Raw genomic sequence first — 13,398 nt, forward strand, 5'->3', positions numbered from 1 at the left:
GGGCCTCGCGCAGCGTCGGGCCCGGTGGTGAAACGCAGGCAGGCAGGCAGGCCGCCGGGGCGGGGAAGCCGGGTCCGCCCGGGGCGACGGTCCCTGCCGGTGCTGAGGGCGACAGGCGCGCGGCCCGCTCAACACGCTTCTGCGGGTCAGGCGAGGGTGGCGGTGTCGATGACGAAGCGGTAGCGGACGTCGGAGGCCAGCACGCGCTGGTATGCCTCGTTGATCTGGTCGGCGGAGATCACCTCGATGTCGGCGCCGATGTTGTGCTCGGCGCAGAAGTCGAGCATTTCCTGGGTCTGGGCGATGCCGCCGATCATCGAGCCGGCCAGGACGCGGCGGGAGCTGAGGAGGAAGCCGTTGACGGACATCGGGCTGGGGGCGACGCCGACGTTGACCATGGCGCCGTCGACGGCGAGCAGGCTGAGGTAGGCGTTGGTGTCGATGTCGGCGCTGACGGTGTTGATGATGAGGTCGAACCGGCCGGCGAGGGCGGCGAAGGTGTCCGGGTCGGAGGTCGCGTGGTAGTGGTCGGCGCCCAGGCGCAGGCCGTCCTCCTGCTTCTTCAGCGACTGCGACAGCACGGTGACCTCGGCGCCCATGGCGTGGGCGAGCTTGACCGCCATGTGACCCAAGCCGCCGAGACCGACGACCGCGACCTTCTTGCCGGGGCCCGCGCCCCAGCGGCGCAGCGGGGCGTAGGTGGTGATGCCCGCGCACAGGAGCGGCGCGGCGGAGGCCGGGTCGAGGTTTTCCGGCACGGACAGGACGAAGCCGGCGTCGACGACCACGTGGGTGGAGTAGCCGCCCTGGGTGTGGGTGCCGTCGCGGTCGGGGCTGGCGTAGGTGAAGACGGTGCCGTCGAGGCAGTGCTGCTCGTCGCCGTTACGGCAGTTGGCGCATTCGCCGCAGGAGTTGACCATGCAGCCGACTCCGACCCGGTCGCCGACCTGGTGCTGGGTGACGGCGCTGCCGACGTCGGCGACGGTGCCGATGATCTCGTGGCCGGGGACGACGGGGAAGGGCTGGGGGCCCCAGTCGCCGTTGACGGTGTGGATGTCGGAGTGGCAGACGCCGGCGTACTGGATGGCGATGAGGACGTCGTTCGGGCCGACGTCCCGACGCTCGATGGTGGTCGGGGCCAGGGGGCGGCCAGCGGCGTGGGCGGCGTAGGCGTTCACGCGCATGAGAGGGGCTCCTCGTCGGGGGTGGGGGAGGGTTCGGGTGAGGGGTCAGTCAGTGGCGGGGGCGGCGGCGTATTCCTCGTCGGTCAGCCAGTGGACAATGTCGTGGTCGGCGTCGCCCTCGTTCATGGCGAGATGGACCATGAGGCGGTCGGGGGGGCGCCGTGCCAGTGCTCCTCGCCGGCTTCGAAGAGGACGCGGTCGCTGGGGCGCGGATGACCTCGACCGGTCCGCCGCGGCGCTGGCACAGGCCGACGACCTCGGTGACGAAGACGGGCCCAGCGGGTGGCGGTGCCAGTGGGTGCGGGCGCCGGGCGTGAAGTGCACCAGATTGGCGGTGACCCGGGACGGTGCCGGGCCGGCGGCGACGGCGACGGCGACGGCGACGGCGTCAATGTAGACGTCGCCGGTGAACCAGTCGGCCGGGCCCTTGACGGTGGCGATCGAACTGCGGGTGATCTTCATGGGGGGCCTTGTCCAGACGGGGGTTGCCGGGTTCTCAGGGCTTGAGGAGAGCCTTGATCGCGCGGCGCTCGTCCATCGCTCGGTAGCCCTCGGCGACCTGCTCAAGCGGGAGGGTGAAGTCGAAGACCTTGCCCGGGTCGATGCGGCCGGTGAGGACGCGGTCGATGAGGTCGGGCAGGTAGCGGCGGACGGGGGCGGGGCCGCCGCGCAGGCCGACGTGGGAGTAGAACAGTTCCTCGCCGTCCACGGCGACGTCGTGCGGGACGCCGACGAAGCCGACGTTGCCGCCGGGGCGGGCCGAGTGCAGGGCCTGCCGCATGGCCTCGGCGGTGCCGACGCACTCCAGGACGGAGTCGGCGCCGATGCCGCCGGTCAGCTCCTTGATCCGGGCCACGCCCTCTTCGCCGCGCTCGGTGACGATGTCGGTGGCGCCGAAGGCGAGGGCCAGCTTCCGGCGGGACTCGTGGCGGCTCATGGCGATGATCCGCTCGGCGCCCATCTCCCGGGCCGCGATTACACCGGACAGGCCGACCGCGCCGTCGCCGACGACTACGGCGGTCGAGCCGGGGCGGACTTCGGCGGCGTCGGCAGCCCACCAGCCGGTGCCCATGACGTCCGACAGGGCCAGCAGGCTCGGCCACAGCGACTCGTCCGGGGTCTCGTCGAGGGCGACGAGGGTGCCCTGGGCGTTCGGGATGCGGATGTACTCGGCCTGGCAGGTTCCCATGAACTCACGGTGCAAACAGTTCGACTGGAAGCCGTTGGCGCAGTTGGCGCAGGTGTTGTCCGAGGTGGCGAACGAGCCGACGACGAACTGGCCCGGCCGCAGACCGGCGACCTCGGCGCCGACCTCCTCCACGAAGCCCACGTACTCGTGGCCCATCGGATGCGGCTCTGCGGTCACGTCCAGGCCCCGCCAGGGCCACAGGTCCGAGCCGCACACACAGGTCACGGCCGTCCGGATGACGACGTCGGTCGGCTTGATGATCCGGGCGTCGTCCACAGTCTCGAAACGCACATCGCCGGGGGCGTGGATCACTGCTCCGCGCATGGGGAAATCCTTCCGTCTATCGAATTCGGCCGCGCGCCTGGCGGCCCCTGCAGCCGGCCCTGGCCGTGCAGCCACGAACCGGGGCATCGAAGGCACTGCCGGCCCCGCGCCGCCGTGCGGCCGGAGTACCTCAGGTGCGGCTGTGCCGCCTGGGGAGTGCCCGGAATCCAGGTAACCGCTCATTCCGAAAGGCAGGGAGTCACCAGTGAGACGTGTACTGCCAGTACATCCCTTTCGCGCCGGGCGGACCGTACCGTCGAAGGCATGGACAACCACGAGGAGGTCCGCGAGTTCCTCACCTCGCGGCGCGCGAAGATCAGCCCCGAGCAGGCCAGCCTGCCCTCCGGCACCCGGCGCCGGGTGCCCGGACTGCGCAGGAGCGAGGTCGCCGCCCTGGCCGACATGAGCGTCGAGTACTACGCGAAGCTCGAACGCGGCAGCCTCGCCGGCGCCTCCCCGGCCGTCCTCGAAGCCGTCGCCCGCGCCCTCCAGCTCGACGACGCAGAACGCGCCCACCTGCTGCACCTGGCCCAGGCCGCAGACGGCACGGACTCCCTCACCCGCCCCCGTCGCCGCCCGGCCCCACGGCAGTGGAAGGCACACCGCAGCCTGCAGTGGACCCTCGACGCGATCACCGCCGGGCCTGCGGTCGTCACCAACGGCCGCATGGACGTCCTGGCCGCCAACCCGCTGGCCCGCGCCTTCTACACCGACCTGTTCGCCAACCCCGACAACCAGGCCAACCTGGCCCGGTTCCAGTTCCTCGACCCCGCCACCCGCCGCTTCTACCCCGACTGGGACCTCTTCGCCGACATGGCGGTCGCCATACTGCGCCGCGAAGCCGGCCGCGACCCCCACGACAAGGGCCTCCACGACCTCATCGGCGAGCTGTCCACCCGCAGCAACGACTTCCGTACGCGTTGGGGAGCCCACGACGTCCGCCGCCACGGCACCGGCACCAAACGCTTCCACCACCCCACAGTCGGCGAGCTCACCCTCGCCTACGAGGCGCTCGACCTCGCCGCCGAACCCGGACTCCACATGACCGTCTACACCGCCGAACCCGGCTCCCCCTCCGAAGAGGGACTGCGCCTGCTCGCTTCCTGGGCCGCCACCGAGAACACCTCAGCCCCGCTCTCCCAGACGCCCCCGGCTAGCTGACGTCCCCGCCGTCCCGCCCACCGAGCCACCCCACGCCCCGGAGCACCGCGGTCACGGCGTGAACGTGCAGGTCGTCGCCGACCCCGCAGGCAACCTGCTGTGGATCTCGTCCGCACTGCCTGGGCCCCAGCCATGACCTGACCGCGGCCCACCCCCATCGCACTGCTCGAAGCTGATCTTCAACGACAGGTGTCAAGAATCCTGAGCAGACGGTGACAACCGTCGTGCTCCGTCCTACGGATACGCCCAGGCAGACCGACATCTCTGGTGACATGTACCGCGCTCCGGCACAAGGATGTCCCTCGCCACCGAATCTTGACCGTTTGCCAACGAACTCCGACGAACGCTAGTTAGTGTCAGCGAAGGTTGAGCACCGCAGGTCAAGGAGACGCGATGTCCGAGCCCACCCCCGACGATCTGCGCTGCCCTCGCTGCGGTGACCTGCCGGAGCCGCTCATCTGCCTCGGCCACAAAGCCGACGGCGCACCCGCTACTGACACACCCGCGGCGATGGCCGCGCTCGAAGCCGAGTTCGGCCTCGCTGATGACTCGCGCCGCCGGGCCACCGGTGCCGCGCTCACCGATGCCCAGACCGCCGCGATGCCGCGTGCCATGTCCGACGACCCCGGACTGCGCACTGGCCACGGCGAACACGGGCGCTGACCAAGAACAGCACCAAACGCGAGGCATCCCCCCAAGCCATTGAGCGGGCCCACGTCGACTTCGCCGGCGTCCGGACCAATACGGTCCCCGAGCTTTGCCCCCGCCGCCTGTGACCGAGCGTCTTCGATGCTTCTTCGACGTCAATCGCTCAAGGTTCGGTGGCACAGGACAACGGATGACGTCGCCGGGCGGCCGGTGCCAGCCTGATCCAATGACTGCTCCACTTCCTCGGCGGCGGGTGTACGGACTTCGGCGACCGGATCCCACATAATGTGCGCTCCGTCGTGGCGCTGCTCCACGAGGTGCAGCCGGTCCACGAGCACGGTTCCGGACAGCGGCTGCTCGATGTCTGCCAGCGCGGCCTTGAGGGTGACCGCGTCGACGAGCGGAGACGGGGCAGGCTTCACAGCAGGCGGCTGCTGCTCATCTAAGCGCTGTCCCGTAACTCCTGGCGGTCCAGGGGAAGAAGCGGCGGGCGGAGGGCCACCCCTGACCGTCACAATCGCAGTGCGAGAGATCAGATCAAGGGGCAGGGGACAACGGATGACTGCATCGAGGGCCGCTCTCACACGGGACAGCCTGCGGCTGAAGGTCACCATCCAGCAGGTGCGACTCGGGGGCGAGGAATACCGAGTGATCAGCCCGGCCAAACCGTTAAAGAACGGGGCGTTCTACGAAACCCGTAGCTCATACGACATGCTTGTGGACCGGCCGGACGGCCGACGCATCGGGACCCTGTTGCTGCTCGCGGCGCGGTCCCCGCGGTCCTTGGTCTACCTGCCGATGCGCACCACGGCGACGGCGCCCGGGATCGGCTGGGAGGACGAGAAGCCGTTCGACCTCGTACTGGCCCACCGAGCCGTGCAGTATCGGCCCTCCCAATGGAAGAATCTGCGGGCGCGCATCGCTGCGGGGAACGCTCCCCGCGAAGTACGCACCGCGAGTGTGCCGGAGACGGACCTGGCAGTCGGGGCCAGCGAGATCGAGTACGCGGCCCCGAGCGATCCGGCGACAAGGAACCTGCTCCAGCAGCACGTCCACGCCGAGACGTTGTTCCTGACGGGCAGCACGACAGCGTTCCGGGAAGCGGCTTCGCACATATTCGCCGTCGTGAAGGAAGGCCCGCCCGCTGCCGCGACAAGGGTGTACATCCCTGGCGGATGCAACTATCACGTCTGCCGCAGCATCTACCACTGGTCGGATCTGGATGCGCATGACTGGGAACAACTCCACGTGGAGTTCTGCCCACCATGGTCGAGATGATCAGGCGCGGACTGCCCGGTTGCGTGCACTTTCGAGCCCGAGCAGCCCGAGCAGCCCCGGCCCGATGGTTCGGGCCGGGGCTGCCGGGGCGCTCCCAGGGCGCCGCGCGCGGGTGTCAGGCGTCGAGCGAGCCGAAGAAGGCGCGGACGTCGGTGACGAACGCCTCCGGCTGCTCCAGGGCGAGGAAGTTGCCGCCGCGCTCCAGTTCGGTCCAGTGGGTGACGTTGTGGTCGCGCTCGGCGAAGCGCCGGATGGCGATGTCGGTGTGCAGGGCGACGGCCACGCCGGTCGGGACGGTGCCGCGGGGCTTCGGGGCCCAGGCGCTCGGGTCGTGGCCGGACTCGTAGTACAGGTTGGCCGAGGAGCCTGCCGTACCGGTGAACCAGTAGACGCTGATGTTGGTCAGCAGCCGGTCGCGGCCCACGGCGTCCTCGGGGAGCTCGGCGGCGGGGTCCGTCCACTCCTTGAACTTCTCGGCTATCCAGGCGAGTTGGCCGACCGGCGAGTCATGGAGTCCGTAGGCGACGGTCTGCGGGCGGGTGGACTGGATGGCGTTGAAGCCCATCTTGTCCTGCTGGAAGTTCTCCATCCGGGCCAGCCGCTCCTGCTCGGCGGCGGTCAGTCCCTCGAACTCGGCGGGGTCCCCGGACGGGAAGGTGACCAGGCCGTTGACGTGGACACCGATGACCCGGTCCGGAGCCTGGCGTCCCATCTCGGCGGCGATCCAGGCGCCGCCACCCGTTCCCTGGACGCCGTACGAGTCGTAGTCGAGCCGCTCCATCAGCTCGACGAACGCGCTCGCGATCCGGCCGGTGTTCCAGCCGGCCTCGCCGAGCGGACCGGAGAAGCCGGTGCCGGGGGTCGAGGTCACGACGACGTGGAAGTCCTCCGTCAGCGGGCGGATGACCTCGGCGAACTGCACGAACGAGCAGGGCCAGTCGTGCATCAGAAGCAGCGGAACGGCCGCCGGGTTCTGCGAACGGACGTGCAGGAAGTGGATGTTCTGGCCGTCGATCTCGGTCGTGAACTGCGGGAACTCATTGAGCTCCGCCTCCGCCTTGCGCCAGTCGAAACCGTCGGCCCAGTACGCGGCCAGGTCCTTGACGTAGGCGGTGGGTACACCCCGGGTCCAGCCGGCGCCGGGGATCTCGCTGCCCCAGCGGGTACGAGCCAGCCGCTCGCGCAGGTCGTCGAGATCGGCCTGCGGGACGTCGATGCGGAAGGGGTGGATCCGGGCGTCGGTGTTGCTGCTGTTCTCCATGGGTAAAACAGTATTCCGCATATAGGCACGGTACGTGCCTAATTGAAGAACAGAGTGGGCTTCATGCTTGATACCTCCGCACGTTTGCTGCGCCTGCTCTCCCTGTTGCAGACACCGAGGGAGTGGCCGGGCTCCGAGCTGGCCGAGCGCCTCGGAGTGAGCGGCCGAACCGTCCGCAACGACATCGACCGGCTGCGCGAGCTCGGCTACCCCGTGGATGCCACCCGCGGAGCCACCGGCGGCTACCGGCTGGGCGCCGGGGCGGCCATGCCCCCGCTGCTCCTGGAGGACGAGGAGGCCGTCGCCGTGACGATCGCCCTGCGCACCGCGGCGCAGGGCGCCGTCCCCGGCACCGAGGAGACCTCGTTGCAGGCGCTGACCAAGCTGGAACAGGTGCTGCCCGCACGGCTGCGCCGGCGGGTGCGGGCTCTCCAGGCGTACACCGTGGCCGTGCCGGCCGACCGCCCTGCCCCGACGGTCTCGGCGGACGTGCTGACCACCCTGGTCTCCGCCTGTCGCGACCGGGAACGGCTGCGCTTCGACTACCTGGACCACGCCGGCTCGCCCACCCGCCGCGTCGTGGAGCCGTACCGGGCGGTGAACTGGGGGCAGCGCTGGTACCTGGTCGCGTGGGACGTCGAGCGCGAGGACTGGCGGACCTTCCGCGTCGACCGGATCGAGCCCCGCACCCCGACCGGACCGCGCTTCGCCCCGCGCGAACCGCCCGGCGGCGACGTGGCGGCGTACGTCTCCCGACGGGTGTCGGCCGCGGCCTGGCGCCACCACGCACGGGTGACCGTCCATGCCCCGGCTTCGGAGGTGATCGAGCGGATCAACCCCGCCGTCGGCACCGTCGAGGCGCTCGACGCCGACACCTGCGTCCTGACCACCGGCGCCGACACCGTGCAGACCCTCGCGGTCTACCTCGGCATGCTCGACTTCGACTTCGACGTCACCGAACCCGCGGAACTGGTCGACCACCTGCGCCGGCTCGCGGAGCGCTACGCCCGTTTTCAGTAGTTTCAGGGGGTGCTCCGGCGGTAGGTCCACATCTCGGCCATCCGACCGTCGAGGAGCCGGATCAGCCAGATGAGATGGCTGTCGATGGTGCCGGGGCGACTTTCGTGGCCGACGCCGCCGATGACGGACAGCAAATCGTCGGTACCAAGGATCGTCTCGATGCGGAAGCGGAGTCCTGGCCGTTCTGCATGGATATGTGTGACAGCGCGTTGAACGTCGGCGGGCCCGGTCACCTCTGGGTGCGCGTGATCAGCCCAGTCCGGACTCAGTACTTCCGGAGCGATCGAGGTGTCACCCGTGTTCCACATATGGAAGTACCGCTGCACAACGTGGTGGGTGGGGTCCGTGTGCGCGTCCATCGTGTTCTCCTTTGCCCCGGCGGGTGGCAGCCTGCGAGATGAACCGTAAGATCACGCGGCTCGCGTGTCTGCCCGTTCGGTCAAGACGCCGTTCTCAAATCAGACGTCGAGGCGGATCAGCGGCACCCGGTGGGCTGCCGTGATCACGCGCCAGCGGGTCTGCGCAGACTCGACGAGCTTGAACACCTTCGCCAGAACCACGGCCGCGCTGCCGACCCACAGTGTCCGAGTGAGCGGCATCCAAAAGTCACTGGTATTGATCAAACGGCCCGCCGCGGACCGGCTCCCCAAGTCGCTCCGAAATGACTTCCCGGAAACTGCCACAGCCAGACGACTATCCGACGAGGTTGAGGTTGTGCAGGCGGGCGATGCCAAGCATCGCGTGATGAACGCCGTCGCCTTTGAGTCGGCAGTCGCGGAGGATCTTCCAGGTCTTCATCCGGGCGAAGACATGCTCCACACGGGCGCGGACCTGTTTATGCGAGCGGTTGTGCTCCTTCTTCCACTCGGGTAATTCCGTGCCCGGGGTGCGTCGGTGGGGCATGAGGAGCCCGGTGAATGAATCCACTTCTTCATTTCCGTTGGACGAGTGATATGAGCGAACTCATTCGCCTGCTTCACCACCACGTAGAGGACCGGCAGTCAGGCTTCCGGAACCGGCATCACTTGTCTCGCCAGGACCACTCCTCGGTCTCCGAGGTGAAACTTAAGACTATTTGCATTTAATTCTTCTGTGGAGAGGCTGGAACCACTGTCAGTGGCGTCTGCCAATATCCGCAGCATGCTGATGACAAGGAAGACAGCACAGATCACCCTGCTCGATGCCGCCGCAGGGTGCGAAATCCCTATCGCCCCGGATGCTCTGGAGCATGGCTGGCTCGGAGAAAACGGCCACCTGTTCATCGGTGCCAGTGCACTGCGTGGAATCAAGTACAACAAGCAGGGACAGTGGCGGTTCGACGAGCGGGAGGTACGGCAGGCCGCCCAGGCTCTCGTCCAGGTGAAGTGGAATCCTGACGATCTGGTGGACGCCTGGCTGTTCACCGGCCAGGAGGAGTGGCCCGACTGGCGGGCGATCGCCGGCAGCACAATGACCAGCAAAGCTCTCAGTACCAGGGAACGGGACGGCTGCCCCTGCGGGCCACCGGACACCTGCCGGCGCAGCAGCGGGCTGTTGGAGAACGGGCTGCCGTGCGGCCTGACGGAGGACGCCTTCCGGGAGACGTGCGCTCGTCTCGTCATCGCGGGCACCCTTCCCTTCGCCGCGCTCACCTGGAACGGGAAGAAGTGGCTCGTGCCACGCGCTTACGCCGTCCTGCTCGATCAATGGGAGGAAGCCGTCCGTGAGAAGAACGAGAAGGCGAGCATCTGTACGGGCTGCGGGAAGTCAGGCGAGCGCTGGGAGCGGCGCAGTTCCGGGTCTAACGGCTGGGTAACCCGGTGCTCCAAATGCACCGCAGCGGAGTTCCGCCCGTACACCGGACACCTGCGAGGTTCTGCGTACGAGTCCGTCCGCCGTACCCGGCGGGCCGACGACTATCTGTGCCGGCTGTGCACCACGCCTCAACGGGCCTACTACTGGGACCATTGCCACGATCACGGTCTTGTCCGGGGGCCGGTATGCGCAAGCTGCAACACCTTCGAAGGAAATGGCATGGTCTTCGTGAACCGGCCGGGAAGTGTCGAGCACCTGCTGGAGTGCACGAGCTGCCGGACACAGCACACGCTTCCCCGACGCCACCACGAGGACGTCATCCGTAACCACCTCGCTGCTGTTCACCGCCGGGAATGCTCGCGTGCCGGCTACGTGAGTGCGGGCCCTGTCCGCTGGCAGCCGGACGGTACGGCCGTCTGCGAGATCGGCTGCCCGAACCACTCCCGGGCACCCCGTCGGTGGGATGCCGAACTCCCTGCGACCGAGGCCCGAGAGGTTCTTCGGGAACTGATCGAGAAGGTTCTGGGTTCGGAGAACCGGTAGTCGAGCGGCTGATGCAGCACTTACGGCAAGGGGATGCCGGATCTGGTCACCGGGTTGTCCCGCCAGGGTGCTGCCCGGCGGGCGGGAGCGGCCTGGTGGGCAGACCTGACCGGAAGGGGTGCACCCCTTCCGCTGGAACCGTACGTCGCCGGCTGCGGTCTCGGGGTGGTCAGGCGAGCAGAGACGCTGTTGAAGGGGTGACGTGTTCACGGGCGTGCCGAGGTCTGTGGCGCTGCCCAACGGCCTGTCCGCGCTGTTCGACAGTAGCTGTCCAGGGCGACGTCGCCGACGACGGTCCGTCAGGCGCTCGACGCCAGGCAGACAATCCGCCGAGCGCAGGGCTCCTCGGTGCGGGTCACCGCGCCGGTCAGCGTGCACGCGACCTCTGCCGCCGGGCACAAAACACATCGCATCCACCAGGCTCAGTAGGAGGCCCCATGCCCTGTGAACTCATCGAACGTATGGCCGCGTGCGATGACTGCCGGAATCTCGCCGTCGACTACGGCATGAACGTGATCAGCTCCCGCCGTTGGAACGCGGATCCGCGCCACTGGGAGCGGGCGCTCACCCTGACGCGGCTTCACCTGGACGATCACCTGATCACCGCGCACGCCACGTGGCTGCCCGGCCGGCGGCCCGACTGCGGCATCTGCGAAACGTGGCGCGAGGAGCACACCATCGGCCCGATCCACGAGGCCGAGGCCCTGCACCGGGCCTGGCACCTGTGCGAGCCGCTGCGGGAGATCTGCACCCCCGGGAACCACGAGCTGACCCATCTCATCTAGGCCAATTCGAATCGGGCGGGGCGACGTTGTCCGTACGTGCCCCCGGGCGGGTTTGCCGGCAGGACGGCGTACCTCCTTGTCGGCAGCGAGGGCGTTACGGCTGGGCGTGCCACCCGTTGAAGTTGTTATGGCTATGCGTGAAGGTATTCGCCCGCGGCTCTGCTTCCGCGCGAGGCCGACTGCCTTCGCCGTGAAGTCAGCCAACGGCTGCCCTGCGAAGGGATCGGACACGTATGTCAAGTTGCGGTCCAGCTCCTGGCGGGCCTGGACGAGAGGTTCCGGAGTTGACCGCGATGCAGGAGTGGCCGTCGACCAGGTCCGCGAACTCGTCCTCGAAGGCGGCGACCTCGGGGGCCCTGGACGAGGTGGCCGGATTCCAGGACGCGGACCGCGGCAGCGATGTCGGCCGCGTCCAGGCGCGGCGTGGCAGCCGGGATCGGTGTTGTGTTCACGAAGGGGTTCCTTCCGGTGGACGCCGGGCGCCGACCGGAAGGGTGGCGGGGCGTCAGGTGTGGTTTCGGGTGGGGTCGAATCCGTGGTGCAGGTAGAGGGTGGTGTCGTGCGTCAGGGCGCGGGCGCAGGCGTGGAGGCGGCGGGCCATGTGCGGTGGGAGGAGGATGTACCACTCTTCGGGGGCCGCGAGCTTCCACTCGGTCAGTTCGCCGGTGCCGAGGCGTACCTGCTGCTGGGCCTCGTCTTGTGTGGTCAGGCCGCCGTCGAAGATGAAGTTGGCGAGCGGGGGGCGGCCGTCGGGCTGTTCGGGCACCCAGTCGACGACCAGGAGCCGGCCCGGGGTGAGGTCGAGGCCCAGCTCCTCTTTGATTTCGCGCTGGAACGCCTGCCTCGGGTCCTCGCCCAGGTCCAGGCCGCCGCCCGGGACCTCCCAGTAGTCGCGGTAGACCGGTTTCACCAGGAGGAACCGGCCGGCGGTGTCGCGGATGGCGCCTCCTGCCCCACCGATGATCTTGGGGAGGGTGGCGTAGTACTCGGCGGGAGGCAGATGCACGGTGCTCATGGAGCGGGACGCTATCTGTGCCGCTCGTACGACCCGGAGAGCATCATCTGCCTGACACAGAACGGTGACAAACCGGTGTGATTCTCACTCCAGTGGCACGGGCTGGTGCTCGGCGGCCAGTTCGTCGCCGTCGCGCCGGTAGGTGCGCGGGCAGGTGGTACAGCGCAGTGCCGCGTCCAGGGTGTGGCCGCATTGGCATTCCCAGCCGTCCTGCCGGGCGGGGTTTCCGATCACCAGGCCGTGGGCGGGGACGTCGCGCATGACGACTGCGCCGAGCGCGACCAGGGCGTGCGGGCCGACGCTGACGCCGGGCGCGATGACGGCCCCGGCCCCGATCGTGGCCCCGGCAGCGATGGTGACGGGGTGACGGGTCCAGTCCTCGGGGCCCTTGCGCTGTCCGTCGGGGGTGGTGGCCCGCGGGGCCGGATCCTCCAGGACGAGCACACCGGGGCAGATCATCGCCTCGTCGCCCACGTCCGCACCGAACACGTTGGCGTAGTTCCCGATCTTCACGCGGTCACCGCTGGTGCTGCCGGCGCCGATGAAGGCTCCCTTGCCCAAGGTGCAGCCGGCGCCGACCACCGCGCCACCGGCGATCTGGGACTGATGCCACAGACGTGTGCCTTCTCCGACGCTCGCTCCCGGATCGGACCAGCCCGGTTCCGCCGTGTCGTCGTGGTGTTCCTGAGGCACGGGAGCGCTCCTGTCGGTGGTGGGCAGGCGGTCGGCCAGGTCGGCGGGGGTGGCGGCATCGGAGAGGGCCGGGCCGGGGACGGCCAGACCGGTGGCCCGTTCGACGGCCACCGCCAGGGTGAGCCGGTCCAGGGAATCCAGCCCGACGTCGCGGAAGTCGGTGTCCGGCTCCGGGGCGGTGCCGGGGCGGATCTGCCGGACCGCGTCCAGGACCTGCTCCACAAGACGGTCGGCGGCGTTTACCGCAGCGCCTCCAGATGGCGGGCGAGCGTAAACAGCGCCGGGACGGCTTCGATGACCGGGGCCCGCTCCCACAAACGCCGCATCGCGGCCCCGGACTTCGAGTCCTCGCCCAGCAGGGCGCGCAGCGCCAGGCTGGTGAAGGCGGCGAACTCGGCCTGCTGGGACAGCGAAAGGTGCTCCTTGGGCGAGGACATCGTCGATGTGCGGGGCCGGCATCGGCCGCTGTGCCCGGTAGGGCCATCCCCTGATCTGACGATCTC

Annotated in this window: 16 protein-coding genes and 3 pseudogenes; 7 read left to right on the forward strand and 12 right to left on the reverse strand. The window is 69.1% G+C overall.

From position 1 onward, the window contains the following. Positions 1 to 146: 146 nt before the first annotated feature. From ACGF8B_RS39200 to ACGF8B_RS39210, 3 genes are read right to left on the reverse strand one after another with little or no spacing between them, the layout of a single operon-like run. Positions 147 to 1,184 (reverse strand): NAD(P)-dependent alcohol dehydrogenase, encoded by a 1,038-nt coding sequence (locus ACGF8B_RS39200; RefSeq protein ID WP_392747383.1) that lies wholly within the window; start codon positions 1,182 to 1,184, stop codon positions 147 to 149. 45 nt (positions 1,185 to 1,229) lie between these two features. After that, positions 1,230 to 1,646: a cupin domain-containing protein gene (locus tag ACGF8B_RS39205; protein ID WP_392747384.1), complete on the reverse strand. Its 417-nt coding sequence runs from the start codon at positions 1,644 to 1,646 to the stop codon at positions 1,230 to 1,232. A 34-nt stretch (positions 1,647 to 1,680) separates the two neighbouring features. Further along, positions 1,681 to 2,697: a zinc-dependent alcohol dehydrogenase family protein gene (locus ACGF8B_RS39210; RefSeq protein ID WP_392747386.1), complete on the reverse strand. Its 1,017-nt coding sequence runs from the start codon at positions 2,695 to 2,697 to the stop codon at positions 1,681 to 1,683. Between the two features lie 264 nt (positions 2,698 to 2,961). On the opposite strand from ACGF8B_RS39210, the gene ACGF8B_RS39215 reads away from it, so the two are divergent. The 3 genes and pseudogenes from ACGF8B_RS39215 (at position 2,962) to ACGF8B_RS39225 (ending at position 4,521) form a co-directional block, all read left to right on the forward strand. After that, complete coding sequence (locus ACGF8B_RS39215; RefSeq protein WP_392747388.1) at positions 2,962 to 3,858, forward strand: helix-turn-helix transcriptional regulator; 897 nt, start codon at positions 2,962 to 2,964, stop codon at positions 3,856 to 3,858. 43 nt (positions 3,859 to 3,901) lie between these two features. After that, positions 3,902 to 4,016: pseudogene (locus ACGF8B_RS39220) on the forward strand (IS5/IS1182 family transposase); the annotation flags it as partial. Positions 4,017 to 4,251: 235 nt separating this feature from the next. Further along, positions 4,252 to 4,521: a hypothetical protein gene (locus tag ACGF8B_RS39225; protein WP_392747389.1), complete on the forward strand. Its 270-nt coding sequence runs from the start codon at positions 4,252 to 4,254 to the stop codon at positions 4,519 to 4,521. A 140-nt stretch (positions 4,522 to 4,661) separates the two neighbouring features. Here ACGF8B_RS39225 and ACGF8B_RS39230 read toward each other — a convergent pair whose 3' ends face one another. Continuing rightward, a complete protein-coding gene (locus tag ACGF8B_RS39230) occupies positions 4,662 to 4,928 on the reverse strand; it encodes a hypothetical protein (RefSeq protein ID WP_392747390.1) in 267 nt (88 codons plus the stop codon). A 136-nt stretch (positions 4,929 to 5,064) separates the two neighbouring features. Here ACGF8B_RS39230 and ACGF8B_RS39235 point away from each other — a divergent pair, with 136 nt between their 5' ends. Next, positions 5,065 to 5,784 (forward strand): hypothetical protein, encoded by a 720-nt coding sequence (locus ACGF8B_RS39235; RefSeq protein ID WP_392747391.1) that lies wholly within the window; start codon positions 5,065 to 5,067, stop codon positions 5,782 to 5,784. A gap of 115 nt (positions 5,785 to 5,899) precedes the next feature. On the opposite strand, the gene ACGF8B_RS39240 is transcribed toward ACGF8B_RS39235, so the two are convergent. Next, on the reverse strand, positions 5,900 to 7,045 hold the full coding sequence (locus ACGF8B_RS39240; RefSeq protein WP_392747393.1) for an epoxide hydrolase family protein: 1,146 nt from the start codon (positions 7,043 to 7,045) through the stop codon (positions 5,900 to 5,902). 63 nt (positions 7,046 to 7,108) lie between these two features. Between ACGF8B_RS39240 and ACGF8B_RS39245 the strand changes: the two genes are divergently transcribed. Continuing rightward, positions 7,109 to 8,065, forward strand: coding sequence for a helix-turn-helix transcriptional regulator (locus ACGF8B_RS39245; protein ID WP_392747394.1), 957 nt, complete (start codon positions 7,109 to 7,111; stop codon positions 8,063 to 8,065). A gap of 2 nt (positions 8,066 to 8,067) precedes the next feature. Here ACGF8B_RS39245 and ACGF8B_RS39250 read toward each other — a convergent pair whose 3' ends face one another. The 3 genes and pseudogenes from ACGF8B_RS39250 to ACGF8B_RS39260 all read right to left on the reverse strand — a co-directional run. Further along, complete coding sequence (locus ACGF8B_RS39250) at positions 8,068 to 8,424, reverse strand: nuclear transport factor 2 family protein (protein ID WP_392747395.1); 357 nt, start codon at positions 8,422 to 8,424, stop codon at positions 8,068 to 8,070. 99 nt (positions 8,425 to 8,523) lie between these two features. Then, positions 8,524 to 8,664, reverse strand: a complete 141-nt coding sequence (locus ACGF8B_RS39255) for a hypothetical protein (RefSeq protein ID WP_392747396.1) — start codon at positions 8,662 to 8,664, stop codon at positions 8,524 to 8,526. Positions 8,665 to 8,758: 94 nt separating this feature from the next. Then, positions 8,759 to 8,980 (reverse strand): annotated as a pseudogene (locus ACGF8B_RS39260) (transposase); the annotation flags it as partial. Between the two features lie 177 nt (positions 8,981 to 9,157). Between ACGF8B_RS39260 and ACGF8B_RS39265 the strand changes: the two are divergent. Together ACGF8B_RS39265 and ACGF8B_RS39270 are read left to right on the forward strand one after the other, a co-directional pair. After that, positions 9,158 to 10,402, forward strand: a complete 1,245-nt coding sequence (locus tag ACGF8B_RS39265) for an endonuclease domain-containing protein (RefSeq protein ID WP_392747397.1) — start codon at positions 9,158 to 9,160, stop codon at positions 10,400 to 10,402. Between the two features lie 437 nt (positions 10,403 to 10,839). Beyond that, a complete protein-coding gene (locus ACGF8B_RS39270; RefSeq protein WP_392747398.1) occupies positions 10,840 to 11,187 on the forward strand; it encodes a hypothetical protein in 348 nt (115 codons plus the stop codon). Between the two features lie 271 nt (positions 11,188 to 11,458). Here the strand turns inward: ACGF8B_RS39270 and ACGF8B_RS39275 are convergent. From ACGF8B_RS39275 to ACGF8B_RS39290, 4 genes and pseudogenes are all read right to left on the reverse strand, one after another. Further along, positions 11,459 to 11,639 (reverse strand): annotated as a pseudogene (locus ACGF8B_RS39275) (DegT/DnrJ/EryC1/StrS family aminotransferase); the annotation flags it as partial. Positions 11,640 to 11,692: 53 nt separating this feature from the next. Continuing rightward, positions 11,693 to 12,202 (reverse strand): NUDIX domain-containing protein, encoded by a 510-nt coding sequence (locus ACGF8B_RS39280; RefSeq protein WP_392747400.1) that lies wholly within the window; start codon positions 12,200 to 12,202, stop codon positions 11,693 to 11,695. Between the two features lie 84 nt (positions 12,203 to 12,286). Beyond that, a complete protein-coding gene (locus ACGF8B_RS39285) occupies positions 12,287 to 13,117 on the reverse strand; it encodes a phosphopantetheine-binding protein (protein WP_392747402.1) in 831 nt (276 codons plus the stop codon). Positions 13,118 to 13,134: 17 nt separating this feature from the next. Continuing rightward, positions 13,135 to 13,332: a hypothetical protein gene (locus ACGF8B_RS39290; protein WP_392747403.1), complete on the reverse strand. Its 198-nt coding sequence runs from the start codon at positions 13,330 to 13,332 to the stop codon at positions 13,135 to 13,137. Positions 13,333 to 13,398: the final 66 nt, after the last annotated feature.

The organism is Streptomyces sp. NPDC047917 (assembly GCF_043204345.1).
Classification (GTDB): domain Bacteria; phylum Actinomycetota; class Actinomycetes; order Streptomycetales; family Streptomycetaceae; genus Streptomyces; species Streptomyces sanglieri.

Excerpts from the sequence above, each read along its gene's own strand:
- ACGF8B_RS39200 (WP_392747383.1), bottom strand. The coding sequence starts at position 1,184 with ATGCGCGTGAACGCCTACGCCGCCCACGCCGCTGGCCGCCCCCTGGCC.
- ACGF8B_RS39205 (WP_392747384.1), bottom strand. The coding sequence starts at position 1,646 with ATGAAGATCACCCGCAGTTCGATCGCCACCGTCAAGGGCCCGGCCGAC.
- ACGF8B_RS39210 (WP_392747386.1), bottom strand. The coding sequence starts at position 2,697 with ATGCGCGGAGCAGTGATCCACGCCCCCGGCGATGTGCGTTTCGAGACT.
- ACGF8B_RS39215 (WP_392747388.1), top strand. The coding sequence starts at position 2,962 with ATGGACAACCACGAGGAGGTCCGCGAGTTCCTCACCTCGCGGCGCGCG.
- ACGF8B_RS39225 (WP_392747389.1), top strand. The coding sequence starts at position 4,252 with ATGTCCGAGCCCACCCCCGACGATCTGCGCTGCCCTCGCTGCGGTGAC.
- ACGF8B_RS39235 (WP_392747391.1), top strand. The coding sequence starts at position 5,065 with ATGACTGCATCGAGGGCCGCTCTCACACGGGACAGCCTGCGGCTGAAG.
- ACGF8B_RS39240 (WP_392747393.1), bottom strand. The coding sequence starts at position 7,045 with ATGGAGAACAGCAGCAACACCGACGCCCGGATCCACCCCTTCCGCATC.
- ACGF8B_RS39245 (WP_392747394.1), top strand. The coding sequence starts at position 7,109 with ATGCTTGATACCTCCGCACGTTTGCTGCGCCTGCTCTCCCTGTTGCAG.
- ACGF8B_RS39250 (WP_392747395.1), bottom strand. The coding sequence starts at position 8,424 with ATGGACGCGCACACGGACCCCACCCACCACGTTGTGCAGCGGTACTTC.
- ACGF8B_RS39255 (WP_392747396.1), bottom strand. The coding sequence starts at position 8,664 with ATGCCGCTCACTCGGACACTGTGGGTCGGCAGCGCGGCCGTGGTTCTG.
- ACGF8B_RS39270 (WP_392747398.1), top strand. The coding sequence starts at position 10,840 with ATGCCCTGTGAACTCATCGAACGTATGGCCGCGTGCGATGACTGCCGG.
- ACGF8B_RS39280 (WP_392747400.1), bottom strand. The coding sequence starts at position 12,202 with ATGAGCACCGTGCATCTGCCTCCCGCCGAGTACTACGCCACCCTCCCC.
- ACGF8B_RS39290 (WP_392747403.1), bottom strand. The coding sequence starts at position 13,332 with ATGTCCTCGCCCAAGGAGCACCTTTCGCTGTCCCAGCAGGCCGAGTTC.